Genomic DNA, 16466 nt, shown 5'->3' on the forward strand with positions numbered 1-16466 from the left:
TGGCGCGGTCTGACGACGCGCCTGTGGATAACTAGCTCGATGCCGCCGCGGCGGGCGCCGAACTCGACGAGCCGGAGCTCGAGTCGCTGGACGACTTCGAGGTGGACTTGTCCGCTGACGAAGACTCCGAGCCGCCGGACGAACCGTTCGAGGACGGCGCCGAAGACGAGGATGTCGACGCGGCGCTCTTCGACGTCTCGCGGCTGTCGTTGCGGTAGAAGCCGCTGCCCTTGAACACCACTCCCACATTGCCGAACAGCTTGCGCAGGCGGCCGCTGCACTGGGGGCAGGTGGTCAGGGCATCGTCGCTGAAGGCCTGCACCTCATCGAAGCGATTGCCGCATTCGGTGCACGCATAGGAATACGTGGGCACGAAAACCTCCGAGATCGTCAAACTTCTTAGCACTCTACCGGCTCAAGTGCTAGAACCGCTACGTGGCCATCGGCATTCCCGGTACCGGCTAGCCGACCGGCACTGGTCCGTGGGTCGGGGTCAGTGCGTGGGTCATACGCACATCGTGTGGTTCGGCGGGGAGGGCCTCGACGAGTTCGTCGTCGCGCACGACGGCGATCCGGCGCGCGGCGGGATCGGCCAGCGGCAGGGCGCGGTCGTAGAAACCCGCGCCGCGGCCCAGCCGGACGCCGCTGCGATCGACCGCCAGCGCGGGCACCAGGATCGCCGATGCCTGTGCGATCGCGTCGGCCCCCTGCCACGGTGCAGCGGGTTCGCGCAGTCCGAACGGTGCCTCGACGAGCTCGCCGGGGCGGTACTCACCCCACTGCAACCCCGCGATATCGCGGCGGGCGACCGGCAGCAGCACCCGCACGCCCCGGCCGTGCAGTGTGTCGACCAGGTCCATGGATCCTGGCTCGGACCCGACCGGCACGTAGGCGCACACGGTTGCGGCATCGGTGATGAGTGCCGCCAGATGGCGAGCGAGAGCCTGCGCCTCGACGGCGTGCTCGCGTGGCGACACTGCGCGGCGAGCCATCAAGATCGCCGTGCGCAGTTCAGCTTTCGTTGGCTGCACGCGCCGCCTCCAAACCTGGGTCTTGGGAGGTTCAACCGACCTAAGGACATTAGTGTGTGAACGATGACACGGCCCGAGGTACCGATTCCGCACACCGCGGTCGTTCCGGCGGCAGGTTTGGGTACGCGATTCTTGCCCGCGACCAAGACTGTGCCGAAAGAACTGTTGCCCGTCGTGGACACCCCGGGCATCGAACTGGTGGCCGCAGAGGCTGCCGAGGCCGGTGCCCGGCGACTCGTCATCGTCACCTCGGAAGGTAAGGATGGCGTGGTCGCCCACTTCGTCCAGGACCTCGTGCTCGAGGGCACGCTGGAGGCGCGCGGCAAGCATGTGATGCTCGAGAAGGTGCGCCGTGCCACCGCGCTCATCAAGGTGGAGTCGGTGGTCCAGGCCGAACCGCTGGGTCTCGGCCACGCCGTCGGGTGTGTGGAGAGTGTCCTGACCGACGACGACGACGCGATCGCGGTCTTGCTGCCCGACGACCTGGTGCTGCCCACCGGCGTATTGGAGACGATGTCGAAAGTCCGCGCCAAGCGCGGTGGTTCGGTGTTGTGTGCGATCGAGGTGCCTCGCGACGAGATCAGCGCCTACGGCGTTTTCGACGTCGAACCCGTCACCGACACCAACAACCCGAACGTGATGCGCGTCAAGGGCATGCTCGAGAAGCCCAAGGCCGAGGACGCGCCGTCGCCGTATGCCGCGGCCGGCCGTTACGTGCTGGACCGTGCGATCTTCGATGCGCTCAAACGGGTTCCCCGAGGCGCCGGCGGTGAGATCCAGCTGACCGACGCGATTGCCCTGCTGATCAACGAAGGGCATCCGGTCCACGTGGTCGTGCATCGCGGTTCTCGACACGACCTCGGAAATCCCGGCGGCTACCTCAAGGCTGGGGTTGACTTTGCGTTGGAGCGCGACGACTACGGGCCCGAGCTACGGCGCTGGTTGGTGGAGCGCTTGGGGCTGATCGATTGCTGACCCGCGGCGATCGCCCTGACATCTAGAAAGGCGTGTTGTGCGGTCGGTTGAGGAGCAGCAGGCCCGAGTAGCCGCCGCCGCGGTGGCCCCCAGACCGGTACGGGTGGCGATCGCCGAGGCACAGGGTCTGATGTGCGCCGAAGAGGTGGTCACCGAGCGTCCGCTGCCGGGTTTCGATCAGGCCGCCATCGACGGCTACGCGGTCCGAAGCGTCGACGTGCTCGGCGTCGGCACCGGGGATGAGGAAGACGGCGATGACGCGCCGACTGGCTCCGACGGTGAGGTGAGCCTGCCGGTCATCGGTTCGATCGAGGCCGGGGCGCGCACCCCCAGCCGCCTGCAGCCGCGCCAGGCCGCCCGGGTCCAAACGGGTGCGCCGATGCCGACCCTCGCCGACGCGGTACTCCCGCTGCGCTGGACCGACGGCGGCGACTCGCGCGTGACCGTGCTGCGCGGTGTGCGCTCCGGCGCCTACGTCCGCAGGACGGGAGACGACGTTCAGCCAGGTGACGTGGCCGTGCGCGCCGGAGCGATCATCGGACCGGCGCAGGTGGGGTTGTTGGCCGCGGTCGGGCGGGAACGCGTGCTCGTGCATCCGAAGCCGCGGCTGTCGGTGCTGTGTGTGGGAGGCGAACTCGTCGACATCTCCCGCACGCCGGGCAACGGGCAGGTCTACGACGTCAACTCCTACGCGCTGGCCGCCGCGGGACGGGACGCGGGCGCGGAGGTGAACCGCGTCGGCATCGTGGACACCGACCCCAAGGCTCTGCGCGACGTCATCGAGGGTCAGATCAACCGGGCCGAGGTGGTGGTGATCGCGGGCGCGGTCGGCGGGGCCGCCGCCGAAGGAGTGCGGACGGTCCTCGCGGAACTCGGTGAGATGGAAGTCGTGCGTATCGCCATGCATCCGGGCTCGGTGCAGGGCTTCGGTCAGCTCGGACGCGACGGCGTGCCGGTGTTCCTGTTGCCCGCCAACCCCGTCAGCGCGCTCGTCGTCTTCGAGGTCATGGTGCGCCCGCTGATCCGGCTGTCGCTGGGTAAGCGCCAGGCGCATCGGCGGATCGTGCAGGCGCGCACCCTGTCGCCGATCACCTCGGTAGCGGGTCGCAAGGGTTATCTGCGTGGACAGCTGATGCGCGATCAGGACACCGGCGAGTATCTGGTGCAGGCGCTCGGCGGTGTGCCAGGCGCGCCGTCGCATCTGCTCGCGACGCTCGCCGAGGCAAACTGTCTGGTCGTCGTTCCCAGTGAGGCCGAACAGATCCGCACGGGCGAGATCGTCGACGTCGCGTTCTTGGCCCAGCGCGGCTGATCGACGCCGGGCACACCGTCATGAACCTGTGGCGTTCCAGTTCCATACATCCGGGGTGGCCGCAGCCGGCCGGCCCGCTGCGGGTGCCCGGCGGCGTAGTGAGGCTGCGTCCGGTACGGCTGCGCGACGGTCCGCAGTGGAGCCGTATTCGGTTGGCCGACCGGGCTCATCTCGAGCCGTGGGAGCCGACCACCGGTCAGGATTGGGAAGTGCGGCACGCCATTACGGCATGGCCTTCGGTGTGCTCGGGGCTGCGGTCAGAGGCGCGCAAGGGTCGGATGCTGGCGTTTGTGATCGAACTGGACGGGGACTTCGCCGGCCAATTGACGATCGGAAACGTGACGCATGGGGCGCTGCGTTCGGCGTGGATCGGGTACTGGGTGGCCAGCTCGTCGACGGGCGGTGGTGTCGCGACGGCCGCGCTGGCGTTGGGGCTGGACCATTGTTTCAACGCGGTGCGGTTGCACCGTGTGGAGGCGACGGTGCGCCCCGAGAACGCCGCGAGCCGCGCTGTGCTGGCAAAGGTCGGCTTTCGCGAGGAGGGTCTGCTGCGCCGTTATCTCGAGGTGGACGGCGCATGGCGGGACCATCTGTTGGTGGCGATCACCATCGAGGAGCTCAACGGCTCGGCGGCGTCGGCTCTGGTGCGCGAGGGCCACGCGAGCTGGACGTGAATTTCTGGCGTTGATCGCGCGAGTGCTACGTGAAGGCTGTGCTCCGCGGGCAAATTGCGACCCTGGCGTAGATCTCGTGATGCCGAACCCAGGCCAAACTGTTGCAAAAGTGACACGTGTGACTGTTGGTGCTTGTCAGCAGCGAATTACAGGTGTGTAATTGTCTCGGCGCGCCATCCACGGATGCGCAGGTCAGAAGACCTAGCCTTAACGGGGAAAGGAGCCGGCGACATGCCAAGCATCCCCCAATCCCTCCTGTGGATCTCTCTCGTCGTCCTTTGGCTGTTCGTGCTCGTCCCGATGCTGATCAGCAAGCGAGACGCAGTGCGCCGCACCAGCGACGTCGCGTTGGCGACGCGGGTTCTCAACGACAGCCGAGCCCGGCTCCTACGGCGTAAGGCGCCCGCGGCCGGCCATGCCAGCGATCCGGACTGGCGGCCGTCCGAGGAAGACCTCGATGACGACCTCGATGAAGACCGCGACGACGAGGCAGAAGAGGCCCCGGCCCGCCGGACGGTCGTGCGGGTCGCCGCCGTCGATGAAAAGGACGAGGATCCCGGCTACCTCGATGTCGACGTGATCGACGAGGACGCCACCGCGCTACCGGCCGGTGAGTCCGCGCGCGCTGAAACCGACGAGCTGACACTGGATTTCGATGACGTTGCCGAAGCGGAGCCCGTTGCCGAAGATGCCGGCGAACCGCAGGCCGAGCGCGAACCCGAAGCCGACGGATCCGACGACGAATACGAGTACGTCGCCGATTCCGCCGGTTTGGAGGCGCCGTCGGACAACGACCTCGAGCTGGCCGACTCGCTGAGCGCCGCACGCAAGCGCCGCTACGAATCGAAGACAGCTGCCGCGGTGAGCGCGCGCAAGTACAAGTTCCGCAAGCGGATGCTGACCGTCATGGCGGTGCTGGTGATCGCGGCGGTCGTCACGGCGTACACCGTCTCGCCGATGATGTGGTGGGTCAGCGCCGTCGTCAGCGCGGTGACACTGTTCTACCTGGGGTACCTGCGACGCCAGACCCGGATCGAGGAGAAGTTGCGGCGCCGTCGCGCGCAGCGCATGGCCCGGTCGCGGCTCGGGGTGGAGAACACCGACGACAGAGAGTTCGACGTCGTGCCGTCACGGCTGCGGCGGCCCGGCTCGGTGGTGCTGGAGATCGACGACGAGGACCCGGCCTTCGAGCACCTCGACTACGCCCCGTTCGCACGTCACTACGACCTTCCGCGCGCCGCGGGCCAGTAGCCCTGCGGTTTTCGACCCGCGGGCTGCGACTGGTAGCGTGTGCTACCGGTACCAGGGGCTATGGCGCAGTTGGTAGCGCGTCTCGTTCGCATCGAGAAGGTCAGGGGTTCGAATCCCCTTAGCTCCACAACAGGGAAACCCCATCTGAACTGCCATCAGAGGGGGTTTCTTTAGTTAGCCGACTCGCCGCTGTCAGCCGGTCGGACAGGCAGTGGGCCCGCAACAGCTTTCAATTTCGAGCTTCGATCAGCTTGTGCGGCAGCAGCTTTGATGGCCATGTCCAGCTCGACCGCCACCGCGTCCAGTTGGGTCGAACAGGTCGGTGTAGGTGTCCAGCGTCATCGACGCCTTGGCGTGTCCGAGCATCCGTTGCACCGCTTTGACATTCGCGCCCGCGCTGATGGCCAGCGATGCCGCTGTGTGTCGCAGATCGTGTGGGGTGATCGTCGGAAAAGACTCGTCTGCCGGCGCAGCGACGACGACTAACCGCTGTACCTGTGGGGCGCCGTGCGCGCCTGCGAGCCGAACAGTGGAAGGTCAACGGCTGACGTTCGCCACCAGATTCGCTACGATCGGTCACCGAGATTGGAAATCCTCTGAGGACCGACCGCAGTGCATCCGCGCCGCCGCCGCCCAGTGAGGATCGTGGGGGAGAACATCGTGATTGGCCGGGTTAGACAGCCAGCCCGCCGCGTGGGGTCAGTAAATGCGCAGCATCAATGTCTGCGAAAAATGTCGCGTGCCGACGTTCGTTGACGAGCGGCGGTGCATGCAATGCGCGGCGCGACCGCGTTTCGGGGGCATGAGTGGGAGTGTTCGCATCATTCGCCTGCGACGGTTGTGGCGACGTCGTTGACCTGCGATTGCAGACGCCCTCGACGCTGGTCGCCACCCATGTCCCCGCCGGATGGACAGTGACGGGCCCCGGGCCTGATGACAAGCCATGCCGCGCACCGACAACATGAGCCGAGGGTTGCGTGGTGGGCCGGCCAGTCAGGCGGTGAACGCGGCTTTGTATCAGCAGCTGGCTTACGCAGCCGACTTCTCCATAATGTGGACGCCGCAGGCCGAACCCAGTCCGATCACGTGGGCCAGGCCCACCTTTGCGTTCTCGATCTGCCGGTCACCCGCCTCGCCGCGCAGATGGTGGCAGATCTCCCAGACGTTGGCGATACCGGTCGCGGCAATGGGATGCCCCTTCGACTCCAGCCCGCCCGACACGTTCACCGGGGTCGAGCCGTCGCGCCAGGTGGCGCCGGAATTGAAGAAGTCAGCGGCCCCGCCCTCTTCACAGAGCATCAGGTTGTCGTAGTGCACCAGTTCCGCAGTGGCGAAGCAGTCGTGTAGCTCGACCAGATCGAGATCCTTCGGCCCGACGCCGGCCTGCTCGTAGGCGATGGCGGCGGCCTTGCGCGTCAAGGTGTTGACGTTGGGCAGGACCTGGCAACCCTCCTCATAGGGGTCGGTGGTCAGCACCGAGGCCGCCACCTTCACCGCTCGGCGCCGCTGTTCGAGTGACAGCGAAGCCAGCGTCTCGCCGTTGCACACGACCGCGGCAGCCGCGCCGTCACAGTTGGCCGAGCACATCGGGCGGGTGTTGGGGTACGCGATCATGACGTCGTTCATGATCTGTTCCAGCGTGAACCTCTTCTGGTAGGACGCAAGCGGATTCAGTGTCGAGTGCGCGTGATTCTTCTCGCTGATCTTGGCGAACAACTCGAAGCTGGTGCCGCCGTACTTGTGGCCGTACTCCATGCCGATCTGCGCGAATACGCCCGGCATGGTCTCGGTGCCGATCCGACCGTCGATCGGCGCGACCGCGCCGTACCGGCCGGCCGGCGTCCAGGTGTCGGCGTCCTTCTTCTTCGAACCGCCCCCGCCGAGCAGGCCTGCGCCGGAGAGCTTTTCGACGCCGACTGCCAGACCGTAGTCGACTTCGCCGGCCTTCACTGCCATGATGGCGGTCCGCAGCGCCGTCGCGCCGGTCGCGCACGCGTTGGCGACGTTGTAGACGGGGATGCCGGTCTGACCGATCTGCTTCTGAAGTTGTTGTCCGATACCGGCACTCGCGTTCATCAGGTTGCCCGCGGCGATCACGCCGATGTCCGCCATCGTGACCCCGGCGTCGGCGAGCGCTCCCGTCGCTGCCTCGGCCGCCAGGTCGACGGTGTCCAGGTCGGGGTGCTTGCCGAACTTGGTCATCTGAATGCCGACGATCCATACCTCGTCGCTTGCGCTCATCGTTGAAGCTCCTTCGCCAGATGGATGGGGTCGGGTCAGTCGACGGGCTCGAAGCCGAAGCCGATGGCCTCGGTGCCCTCGGAATCGGTGCCGATCGAATGGGTGGCGAGTCGCACGTTCATGCCGTCGCGGACGTGCTGGGCGTCGGGCTCGACGTTGATGAGGTTGGCGCGAACCTGCGTGCCCCCGCAATCGACGACCGCGGCGACGAACGGAACGGGGATACCCGGCGCGGCGAAGGCGACGATCGTGAATGCCCGCACCATGCCCTCGGTCGGCACCGGCACCGTGGTGAAGTCGGTGCCGAAGCACCCGGCGCACGCGTTGCGCCGGTCGAAGAACCGGGCGCCGCAGTTCGCGCATTGCTGCGCGATCAGATGCGGCTTGTCGCCGTCCAGCACCAGGTAGTCGACCAAGGGAATCTGTCCGGCCACGCGCACCTCCATCGTCGGTGGCATCGACGTTAGTACTCATGCGCCGGACGCAGATATTGGGATCGGTAGGCGACGTGGCGCGATTTACTGGCCACATGCACAAAGCCCTCATCGCAGCGTGTGCGACGGCCACGTTTGCCTCCGTCGGCATGAACGTCGCAGCCGTGCTGGCGCCTGCGGCGAACGCAGTACCGTTCTGTTCACCGTCGAACGCGAATACTCCGCCGTGTGCGCCGCCCGAGGGCCCGCCGGGCACCTGCGACGCGAACGGCGTCTGTGGTCAGCTGTGGTGTCCAGGCTCGGGTATGGAGCCGATACCGAACTGGGACATGAACGTCTGCCACACCTTCTACTTCGACCCCGCGGCGCCGCTGACCGAACCAGTGATCATCCAGGGGCAACCGCCCGGCCCGCCGGCGCCACCGCCTCCGCCGTGCATACCGTTCATCAACTGCTTGCCAGGCCTGACACATCCTTAGCGGCTGCCGGGCCCACTGGCCTGGCAGCGACGACGGCTGCGCCGCGGTCAGTCGTCTCACCGGTGTGAACGGATCGACCCGCTCAGAGTGCGCGTAGGCCGCGCAGCGTCCTCGTCAACAGTTCGCGCCGTTCCTCGAGCGTCATCGAGTCGCCGGGGGTGGCGTTCACCCGCAAATAGCCCTGTGTCACCAGATCGCCGGCCAGAAACCGCGTCGCACCGAGCGGTAACGAGAGCGCAGCGGCGATCTCGGCGACCGAGCGGCTGCGCGCGCAGTAGGTCAGGATCTGGCCCCGCACATCGCTTTTCGGCCAGCGCGGCGGCTTTGCTGTTGCGGCGACCGCTTGGACCGGAGCCTCGAGGGGCAGCTCGACATCGGCATCGGTGCGGCCGGCCGTCAGCGCGTATGGCCGGACCAGACTCGGCTCGCGCGCGGCGGCCTTCGATTCGATGAAACGATCGCCGATCGGCCTGGCTTCCGGCGGCGGCTGTTGTGCGGCGGTGTGCGTGCCTCTGGCATGCGGCAGGTCGAGGTTCTGCAGGAACCACAAGGCCTGGTCGGCATGCACCGATGCGCGCAGCTCGGTGGACACCACCTTGAGCACGGTGCGATCGGTGCCGATGACGAACGTCGTCCGCCTGACCGGCAGCAGCCGGGCCAGCAGGCCACGACGCCGAGTGTGCCTGCCGCGTCGGGGCGCCTCGCGTGTCGACAACGTCTTCTGCAGCTTGGCGAGCCTGCCTCGGCGCACCCCGAACATTTCGGACACCACGCCGTCCACGTCGGACAGCAGCGGATAGTCGAACGAGCGCTGTTGGGCGAAGTGGGCCTGCTTGTCGACGGTGTCGGTGCTGATGCCCACCCGGTGGGCGCTTACCGCAGCGAATTCGTTGCTCAGGTCCCGAAAGTGACACGCCTGGGCCGTACACATCGGGGAGGACGCCAAGGGGTAGAAGAACAGCACGACCGGCCCTTCGGAAAGGAGTCCGGACAGCGTCCGTGGTCGGCCGGTGTGATCCAGCAGCGTGAAGTCAGGCGCCTTGTCGCCTGCGATCATCGGCAAAGAGTAGCGCGGGGACGCACCGTGCAATGCACGTCTGAAGCATTTCGGTGGTGGCGGCGGCGGGCAGATTCTCCAACCCGACCGGTTGGTAGATTGCACGCATGGGCGAAGACAGAGTGCTGGTGCGGACGGCGGCCGAGGGTGTGGCCACGGTGACCATGGTGCGCGCGGACAAGCACAATGCACTTGACCAAGCCATGTTCGATGCCCTGATCCGGGCCGCCGAGCAGGTGGCGGCCGACCCATCGATTCGTGCGGTGGTCCTGCACGGCGACGGCAAGAGCTTCTGCTCGGGCCTGGACGTGGCCAGCTTCATGTCAGGAGGCGGCAACGGCACCGGCGGTCTACTGGCGCGCGACGCCGATCGGGTGGCCAACTTCGCCCAGCGCGTCACCTACGACTGGTCGTTGGTCCCGGCGCCGGTGATCGCCGCGATCCACGGCAACTGCTTCGGCGGTGGTCTGCAGATCGCGCTCGGTGCCGACATCCGGATCGCCGCGCCGGACGCAAAGCTGTCGATCATGGAGATCAAGTGGGGCCTAGTGCCCGACATGGGAATCACGCAGACGCTGCCGAGGCTGCTGCCGATCGATGTCGCCAAGGAGCTGACCTTCACCGGCCGCATCCTGGCTGGTTCCGATGCCGCCGCAATAGGATTGGTCACCAGGACCGCCGACGATCCGCTGGCGGCGGCGCTGGCGCTCGCCGACGAGATTGCGCAGAAGTCTCCCGATGCGGTGCGCGCGGCGAAGAGGCTTTACGACGAGACCTGGGTCAGCAACGACGTCGCGGCGGCGCTCGGGCGCGAATCCGAGCTGCAGTCCGACCTGATCGGCAAGCCCAATCAGATCGCCGCGGTGATGGCGGGCATGTCAGGGGAACGGCCGGTTTTCGCCGACCCCGCCTAGCGGCTTCGACCGCACGTCCGGACCCACGAAGCGCGACTAGAGGACGACGAACCAGACTGCGGCATAATGACTTACGGCTGCGGCCGCAGTGAAGGCGTGAAAGAACTCGTGATAGCCGAACGTATGTGGCCACGGGTTCGGCCAACGAATGGCGTACAGGATGGCTCCCACGTTGTAGAGGACTCCGCCGAGGACGAGCAGGCCGACGACGATCGGACCACCACCGTCGAGCAGGCTGCCTGCGAACCAGATGGCGACCCAGCCGAGCAGAAGGTAGAGCGGCACTCCCACCCACCGCGGTGCCGATGGCCACCACATCTTGAGTGCCACGCCGGCGGCGGCACCGGTCCACACAATGGTCAGCACGAGGTTGCCGGTGCTCGGCGGCATCGCCAACAGCGCGAACGGCGTATAGCTACCGGCGATGAAGATGAAGATCGCCGAATGGTCGAGACGCTTCATCCATTTGAGAGCTGCCGGGTTGTGCCAGTGATTGCGGTGATAAACGGCGCTGATGCTGAACATCGCGACGACGGTGACGGTGTAGATCAGCGTCGCGAGAATCGCCCTCGGCAATGACTCGATGACGGCTACGGACACGAGCGCCAGGCCGCCCGCAGTGGCGATGATCGCGGTGCACAGATGGATCCAGCCGCGGGCACGTGGCCGTCCGATGAGGTCTGCGACCGTGTCGGCCAGGCCCTGGGGAAGGTCGTCAACGACCGGCGCGCGCGGCCCGCTGATCTCGGCAGATGCCAACGGATCTCTTCGACCGCACGTCAGGTGGTGTTCATCGTCGATTAGCGTGTTCAACGCCTCTCCCAGGTTCGCCGAGCCGGATGGCTGGCCATCGCGGAGTGCGACGACGCGGGTCGAGCCTACCCATGACGATTCCCGGCCGTCAGCGCGTCCCATCGAGCGCAGCGCGTAGCAGGTCCAGCGACCCGAAGTCGCGGACCGCTCGTACCGCCCGGCCGAGGCCCGCCCGGGTCGGCGCTTCACCCTGGAGACGCCGGCCGAACGCCGCCGTGACACCGGCGGCGATGTAGCCGGTAAAGGCGAACAGTCGATACGAGTCCCATGCGTCGTCGAAACTGAGCCGGATGGCGCCGTCGGCATTCAGCGTGTCGACGTAGGTGCGCACGAGCTCGGTGTCGATGGCGCGCCGGATGTCGGAGTCGACGGACGTGGCGGCGAAATATGCCAGGTCCTTGATCGCCGGTCCGCACGAGCTGACCTGCCAGTCGAATAGGACGGGCCGGTCGCCGACGAAGCCGATGTTGCCCAGATGGGTGTCACCGTGCAGGAGCGAGTTCGGGTAGGTGCGCATCAGCGCCGCGATTTCCCAACGGCGCTTGATGAGCATCCTGGCGTCGTCACGGAACTGCGGGGGCACGATGTCGTCGAAGTCCTTAGGGATCGTGTGCAGCAGATGCCACGAGTGCGGACCGAGCCTGGTGTTCCTCGATCGGACCGGACCGAGAAACGCGAGATCGCCATCGAAACGCGATGACTGCCAGAACTTTTGGTGCACAGCCGCGAGCGCGCCGGCGACGGCGAACGCCTGCTGAGCGCTGGCCCCGGTCGCCAGCGGCGGGAAATCCGCGCCGCGCACAGCGAGATCCTCCAGGATGACCACCGCGCGGCCACGGCCGTTGGATGCCGCGCCGTACAGTGCCGGCATCACCTCGGACAGGTCGGCGTGCAGTCGTCGGTATACCTCGGCTTCGTTGTGGGCCAGCGCCATGAACCGGTTGAAGAGGCGCTCGGCGGGCCGGGTGGGGGCCAGTTTGACGAACGCCGTGCTCGGCAGTTGCGCATCACCGGTGATATCCAGTCGGGCCCGCGTGGCCGTCCCATGGTCGACATCGTGGACGCGCACGGCCGTCACATCGTCGCGTGCCGCCAGCGCCCGGAACATCGTCACGTCGATGTCGGCCGGCCGGCGCGGAATCAAGTTCTGGTTCAACGTGTGTCGGTGTCCTCGCCACGTTCGCGGCGCGCCTTCGCCCGGCGCTTGCCTTCGTGCATCGCCGCCACTCTTGCGACGGGAATGGTGCGGCCCTGTTCGATCAGGTCGGCGGGCAGCCGCTGCGGTGCCGGCATCGACTCCAGCCACGATGGCCGGCCGTCGAGTGCGTCGATCGCGGTATGGACGGTGAAGTCGGCGGGGGAGACCGAGTCGAGTTCGGACCATTGGAGCGGAAACGACACCGGCGTGCCGGGGCGCAGCCGCGGGCTGTACGCCGCCGCGACGGTGGCGCCGCCCGCGCGGGTGGCGTCGACGAACACCTTGCCGCCGCGGTCCTCGACGATGAACGCTGTCGTTGCGATGTCCGGATCGAGAGCTTCCGCACGGGCCGCGAGCGCGCGGGTCGCCGCGGCGACGTCGTCGACCGGTGCCGAGTCGTCGATCGGGACGAAGACATGCACCCCCTTGGCCCCGCTGGTCTTGACCGCGCCGTCGAGACCGGTGTCGGCCAGTGCCTGATGCACCAGATGCGCGACGGCCGCCACCTTCGTGAAGTCGTCGTCGGGCGGGTCGAGGTCGAGCACGAGATGTGTTGGGCGGTAGATGTTGTCCGCCAGCCCGAGCGTCGGGTGGTACTCCACCGCCCGCTGGTTGGCCAGCCACAGCAGCGTGCGCCAGTCGTTGCACAGCGCGTAGCGCACCTCGCGGTGTGAGGCCTCCGCCCACATCGGCACCGTCCGCACCCAGTCGGGGGTGTACTTGGGCACGTTCTTTTGCATGAACGGTTCGCGCCCGCGTAGGACCCGCAAAACGGTCAGCGGCCGATCGACGAGTCCTGGCAGCATCCGACCGGCGACCGCCGCCAGATAGTCGACGAGGTCGCGTTTGGTGGCCCCGGCATCGGGGGTCAGCGGCTCGTCGAGATTGGAAAGGTCGACGCCGTCGCGATGTTCCTTGGCGGCCACGTCACCCGGCGGCGGTCGTCGCGAGTCCGCCGTCGACGGGGATCACCGCTCCGGTGAGGTAGGCCCCGGCACGGCTGGCGAGAAACACCGCGATGCCCGCCATGTCGTCGTCGCGGCCGATCCGGCGCAGCGGCGCCGACGCCGCGATCGAGTCGCCGAAGGACTCGAGCGTCGCGGCCATCATCTTGGACGGGAAGGGCCCGGGAGCGACGGCATTCACGGTGATGTGCTGCGGTCCCAGCTCATACGCCAGCATGCGCGTCAGATTGTGCAGCGCCGCCTTGCTGCTGACGTAGGAATACACCGGGAGCCGGCTCGGGCGAATGCCGTCGATGCTGCCGACGTTGATGACGCGCGCGGGATCTTCCGCCGTCCCAGCCTCGCGAAGCGCGGGGACCAGCGCCTGCACCATCCAGAACGGCGACTTGACGTTGAGATCGAGAACTTTGTCCCAGGCCGAATCGGGGAAGCTCTCCAACGGCTCACCCCACGTGGCGCCGGCGTTGTTGACCAGGATGTCGAGCTGCTCGCCGCCCGCGGTGACCTCTTCGGCCAGCCGCAGGCACTCCTCGTGCCGGGACAGATCGGCCGGGATCGCCTGGACGTCGCCGAGGCCCGACAACTGCTCGCGGGCCGCTTCGCAGGCGTCGGCCTTGCGCGAGCTGATCACCACGCGGGCGCCGGCCTGTACGAGGCCGCGGGCCATCATCAGGCCGATACCTCGCGATCCGCCCGTGACGAGGGCGCGCTTTCCGCTCAGATCGAAGAGCTGGGCATGAGTGCTGAACTGATCATTGCTCATCCTCGAATAGTGCCCTATCGGCTTCGGCATCCGACACAGCTTCACCGCGGCGTTGTCGCGCAAGCGTTGTCGGCGCTCCTTGCTCGTCGAGTCGAGCACCCCGTAGCCTCGTGAGGTGGCCGGCCCGACCGTCGTCCGAGCCGACGAACTCGTCGAACTAGAAGTTTTCGCCGGCTGTTCGACCGCAGCTCTGGGGCCGCTCGCGGCGCAGTTGCAGCCGCTGAATGCGACGCCCGGACAGGTGCTCATGCAACAGGGCGAGCTCGCGGTGTCTTTTTTGCTGATCGGATCCGGCCGCGCCGAAGTCACCCATGCCGGCGATGACGGGCACGACACCGTGGCCGAACTTCAGCCCGGCCTCATCGTCGGCGAGATCGCGTTGCTGCGCGACACGCCGCGCAGTGCCACCGTGGTGGCGCTCGATCAACTCTCGGGATGGGTCGGTGACCGGGAAGCGTTCGCGACCATGCTCGAGATCCCGGGCATGGTCGAGAAGCTGGTGCGTACGGCGCGGCAGCGGCTCGCCGCGTTCATCACCCCGATCCCGGTGAAACTGCGCGACGGGTCCGTCTTCTACCTGCGCCCGGTCCTGCCGGGAGACAGCGAACGCACGACGAACGGCCCGGTCGAGTTCTCGAGCGAGACGCTGTATCGGCGGTTCCAGTCGCCGCGCACGCCGACGAAGTCTTTGATGACATACCTGTTCGAGGTCGACTACGTGCACCACTTCGTCTGGGTGATGACCGAGGGCGCCGAGGGGCCCGTGGTGGCGGACGCGCGGTTCGTGCGTGACGAGGACGACCTGGCGGTCGCGGAGGTGGCGTTCATCGTCGGCGACGACTACCAGGGCCGCGGCATCGGTACGTTCCTGATGGACGCGCTGGTCGTCACCGCGGATTACGTTGGGGTCGAGCGCTTTACCGCGCGGGTGCTCAGCGACAACCACGCCATGCGGGCGATCATGGACCGCTTCGGCGCCAGCTGGCACCGCGACGACCTCGGGGTCGTCACCACCGTCGTCGACGTCCCGAACCCGGGCTCGCTACGGCTGCCCGCGTCGCTGGTCAAGAAAGTCCGCGGTGTGACGTCGCAGGTGATCAAGGCGGTCGGGTGATGGAGAACGGGGTGAACGCCGGAGGCCGGAGGCCGACATGAACGCCGGAGGCCGGAGGCCGACATTGAACGCCGGAGGCCGGAGGCCGACATTGAACAAGGACACCCGTCTGTGTATCTCGCTGGCGGCGCGGCCGAGCAACATCGGTACCAGATTCCACAACTACCTGTACGACCTGCTCGGCCTCGACTTCATCTACAAGGCGTTCACGACGACCGACATCGCCGCGGCGATCGGCGGTGTTCGTGCGCTGGGGATCCGCGGGTGCTCGGTATCGATGCCGTTCAAGCAGGACGTCATCGAACTCGTCGACGACGTCGAGCAGTCCGCGGCGTCCATCAACGCAGTCAACACGATCGTCAACGACACAGCGGTTCCCGGCGGCCATCTGACCGCGTCGAACACCGACTACCTGGCTGTGGCGCGGCTCATCGCCGAACACGGCCTGCAGCCGTCGCAGTCGGTGCTGTTCCGGGGCAGCGGCGGAATGGCGAGCGCCGTCACGGCAGCCTTCCGGGACAACGGCTTTCACCGGGGCACGCTCGTCGCCCGCAACCCCGACACCGGGCGGGCGCTGGCTGAGCGGCTCGACTACGAGTACGCGGCCGAAGTGGGCGACCGCACCGCCGACGTCATCGTCAACATCACGCCGGTGGGGATGGCGGGCGGCCCCGAGGAGCACGACCTCGCCTTCGACGCGACGACTATCGACGCCGCGCACACCGTGTTCGATGTGGTGGCGTTGCCGTCCGAGACCCCGTTGATCACCGCGGCTCGCGCCGCGGGCATCGCCGTCATCACCGGGGCCGAAGTGATCGCGCTGCAGGCCGCGGAACAGTTCGAACGGTACACCGGCGTCCGGCCGACCACCGAACAGATTGCGGCGGCCTCCGCAGTGTCACGGGCTTAGTGGCTACTTCTCCCGCTGCGACGCGGCGTATTCCTCGGGGTGGTGTCTTTTCTGGTACGCGCGCAGCGGCCAGAAGAGCACCCACAGCACCGGGTAAACGGTGACGTAGAAGAGCAGATGCATTGCAGCACCGAACAATACGGCGAACACCCACGCGGGATAGATGATGATCAGGCAGAACTGGATGAACTGCTTGAGCACCACCTGATAACCATCGGCCATGGACCACAACGTCCGTGGGCTCATCGCACTGAGATACTTCTGCGCCGCTGACGGTTTGGTCTCCGACTCGAAGGGCGGCGCTTCGCCCGAGGGCGGCTGTGGTGTGGTCATGT

At 67.2% G+C, this 16466-nt stretch carries 18 protein-coding genes, 1 tRNA gene and 1 pseudogene; 9 read left to right on the forward strand and 11 right to left on the reverse strand.

Annotated features, from left to right (window positions below):
* Nucleotides 1-31 precede the first annotated feature (31 nt).
* Nucleotides 32-373, reverse strand: coding sequence for an FmdB family zinc ribbon protein (locus tag BST47_RS16460; RefSeq protein WP_083126609.1), 342 nt, complete (start codon nt 371-373; stop codon nt 32-34).
* An 88-nt stretch (nt 374-461) separates the two neighbouring features.
* Entirely contained in the window at nt 462-1031 is a 570-nt protein-coding gene (locus BST47_RS16465; RefSeq protein WP_083126610.1) for a 5-formyltetrahydrofolate cyclo-ligase, read from the reverse strand.
* A gap of 63 nt (nt 1032-1094) precedes the next feature.
* Here BST47_RS16465 and BST47_RS16470 point away from each other — a divergent pair, with 63 nt between their 5' ends.
* From BST47_RS16470 to BST47_RS16490, 5 genes are all read left to right on the forward strand, one after another.
* Entirely contained in the window at nt 1095-2006 is a 912-nt protein-coding gene (locus BST47_RS16470; RefSeq protein ID WP_083126611.1) for a UTP--glucose-1-phosphate uridylyltransferase, read from the forward strand.
* A gap of 37 nt (nt 2007-2043) precedes the next feature.
* Nucleotides 2044-3318: a molybdotransferase-like divisome protein Glp gene (glp, locus tag BST47_RS16475; protein ID WP_083126612.1), complete on the forward strand. Its 1275-nt coding sequence runs from the start codon at nt 2044-2046 to the stop codon at nt 3316-3318.
* Between the two features lie 20 nt (nt 3319-3338).
* Nucleotides 3339-3992 carry a GNAT family N-acetyltransferase gene (locus BST47_RS16480; RefSeq protein ID WP_083126613.1) on the forward strand — a complete coding sequence of 218 codons (654 nt, stop codon included), beginning with the start codon at nt 3339-3341 and terminating at the stop codon, nt 3990-3992.
* A gap of 231 nt (nt 3993-4223) precedes the next feature.
* Nucleotides 4224-5243, forward strand: coding sequence for a divisome protein SepX/GlpR (sepX, locus tag BST47_RS16485; RefSeq protein ID WP_083126614.1), 1020 nt, complete (start codon nt 4224-4226; stop codon nt 5241-5243).
* Nucleotides 5244-5297: 54 nt separating this feature from the next.
* A tRNA-Ala gene (locus tag BST47_RS16490) sits at nt 5298-5370 on the forward strand.
* A 43-nt stretch (nt 5371-5413) separates the two neighbouring features.
* Here the strand turns inward: BST47_RS16490 and BST47_RS16495 are convergent.
* From BST47_RS16495 to BST47_RS16505, 3 genes and pseudogenes are all read right to left on the reverse strand, one after another.
* A pseudogene (locus BST47_RS16495) lies at nt 5414-5696 on the reverse strand (tyrosine-type recombinase/integrase); the annotation flags it as partial.
* Between the two features lie 576 nt (nt 5697-6272).
* The gene (locus BST47_RS16500) at nt 6273-7484 is read right to left on the reverse strand and encodes a thiolase family protein (RefSeq protein ID WP_083126615.1); all 1212 of its coding nucleotides are present in this window, start codon (nt 7482-7484) and stop codon (nt 6273-6275) included.
* A 35-nt stretch (nt 7485-7519) separates the two neighbouring features.
* On the reverse strand, nt 7520-7918 hold the full coding sequence (locus BST47_RS16505) for a Zn-ribbon domain-containing OB-fold protein (RefSeq protein WP_107529002.1): 399 nt from the start codon (nt 7916-7918) through the stop codon (nt 7520-7522).
* Between the two features lie 95 nt (nt 7919-8013).
* Here BST47_RS16505 and BST47_RS16510 point away from each other — a divergent pair, with 95 nt between their 5' ends.
* Nucleotides 8014-8397 carry a hypothetical protein gene (locus BST47_RS16510; RefSeq protein ID WP_083126617.1) on the forward strand — a complete coding sequence of 128 codons (384 nt, stop codon included), beginning with the start codon at nt 8014-8016 and terminating at the stop codon, nt 8395-8397.
* Nucleotides 8398-8479: 82 nt separating this feature from the next.
* Here the strand turns inward: BST47_RS16510 and BST47_RS31650 are convergent, their stop codons facing one another.
* The gene (locus tag BST47_RS31650; RefSeq protein ID WP_083126618.1) at nt 8480-9454 is read right to left on the reverse strand and encodes a DUF742 domain-containing protein; all 975 of its coding nucleotides are present in this window, start codon (nt 9452-9454) and stop codon (nt 8480-8482) included.
* 107 nt (nt 9455-9561) lie between these two features.
* On the opposite strand from BST47_RS31650, the gene BST47_RS16520 reads away from it, so the two are divergent.
* Nucleotides 9562-10368 carry a crotonase/enoyl-CoA hydratase family protein gene (locus tag BST47_RS16520; protein ID WP_083126619.1) on the forward strand — a complete coding sequence of 269 codons (807 nt, stop codon included), beginning with the start codon at nt 9562-9564 and terminating at the stop codon, nt 10366-10368.
* Nucleotides 10369-10404: 36 nt separating this feature from the next.
* Here BST47_RS16520 and trhA read toward each other — a convergent pair whose 3' ends face one another.
* The 4 genes from trhA to BST47_RS16540 form a co-directional block, all read right to left on the reverse strand.
* The gene (trhA, locus tag BST47_RS16525) at nt 10405-11181 is read right to left on the reverse strand and encodes a PAQR family membrane homeostasis protein TrhA (protein ID WP_083126798.1); all 777 of its coding nucleotides are present in this window, start codon (nt 11179-11181) and stop codon (nt 10405-10407) included.
* 88 nt (nt 11182-11269) lie between these two features.
* Complete coding sequence (locus BST47_RS16530; protein WP_107528992.1) at nt 11270-12337, reverse strand: phosphotransferase; 1068 nt, start codon at nt 12335-12337, stop codon at nt 11270-11272.
* Nucleotides 12334-13305 (reverse strand): DNA polymerase domain-containing protein, encoded by a 972-nt coding sequence (locus BST47_RS16535; RefSeq protein ID WP_083126620.1) that lies wholly within the window; start codon nt 13303-13305, stop codon nt 12334-12336. Before BST47_RS16535 ends, BST47_RS16530 begins: the two co-directional genes overlap by 4 nt.
* Nucleotide 13306: 1 nt before the next feature.
* Complete coding sequence (locus tag BST47_RS16540) at nt 13307-14107, reverse strand: SDR family oxidoreductase (protein WP_083126800.1); 801 nt, start codon at nt 14105-14107, stop codon at nt 13307-13309.
* A 115-nt stretch (nt 14108-14222) separates the two neighbouring features.
* Here BST47_RS16540 and BST47_RS16545 point away from each other — a divergent pair, with 115 nt between their 5' ends.
* Together BST47_RS16545 and BST47_RS16550 are read left to right on the forward strand one after the other, a co-directional pair.
* Nucleotides 14223-15221, forward strand: a complete 999-nt coding sequence (locus BST47_RS16545) for an acetyltransferase Pat (RefSeq protein WP_083126621.1) — start codon at nt 14223-14225, stop codon at nt 15219-15221.
* A 37-nt stretch (nt 15222-15258) separates the two neighbouring features.
* Entirely contained in the window at nt 15259-16131 is an 873-nt protein-coding gene (locus tag BST47_RS16550; protein ID WP_083126622.1) for a shikimate 5-dehydrogenase, read from the forward strand.
* 3 nt (nt 16132-16134) lie between these two features.
* Here BST47_RS16550 and BST47_RS16555 read toward each other — a convergent pair whose 3' ends face one another.
* Nucleotides 16135-16464 (reverse strand): hypothetical protein, encoded by a 330-nt coding sequence (locus BST47_RS16555; protein ID WP_083126623.1) that lies wholly within the window; start codon nt 16462-16464, stop codon nt 16135-16137.
* Between the last annotated feature and the right edge of the window lie 2 nt (nt 16465-16466).

The organism is Mycolicibacterium tusciae, assembly GCF_002086795.1.
GTDB lineage: Bacteria > Actinomycetota > Actinomycetes > Mycobacteriales > Mycobacteriaceae > Mycobacterium > Mycobacterium tusciae.

Coding starts and splice junctions, on each gene's coding strand:
- BST47_RS16470 (WP_083126611.1), top strand. CDS start 1,095: ATGACACGGCCCGAGGTACCGATTCCGCACACCGCGGTCGTTCCGGCG.
- BST47_RS16480 (WP_083126613.1), top strand. CDS start 3,339: ATGAACCTGTGGCGTTCCAGTTCCATACATCCGGGGTGGCCGCAGCCG.
- sepX (WP_083126614.1), top strand. CDS start 4,224: ATGCCAAGCATCCCCCAATCCCTCCTGTGGATCTCTCTCGTCGTCCTT.
- BST47_RS16500 (WP_083126615.1), bottom strand. CDS start 7,484: ATGAGCGCAAGCGACGAGGTATGGATCGTCGGCATTCAGATGACCAAG.
- BST47_RS16510 (WP_083126617.1), top strand. CDS start 8,014: ATGCACAAAGCCCTCATCGCAGCGTGTGCGACGGCCACGTTTGCCTCC.
- BST47_RS31650 (WP_083126618.1), bottom strand. CDS start 9,454: ATGATCGCAGGCGACAAGGCGCCTGACTTCACGCTGCTGGATCACACC.
- BST47_RS16520 (WP_083126619.1), top strand. CDS start 9,562: ATGGGCGAAGACAGAGTGCTGGTGCGGACGGCGGCCGAGGGTGTGGCC.
- BST47_RS16540 (WP_083126800.1), bottom strand. CDS start 14,107: ATGAGCAATGATCAGTTCAGCACTCATGCCCAGCTCTTCGATCTGAGC.
- BST47_RS16550 (WP_083126622.1), top strand. CDS start 15,259: ATGAACGCCGGAGGCCGGAGGCCGACATTGAACGCCGGAGGCCGGAGG.
- BST47_RS16555 (WP_083126623.1), bottom strand. CDS start 16,464: ATGACCACACCACAGCCGCCCTCGGGCGAAGCGCCGCCCTTCGAGTCG.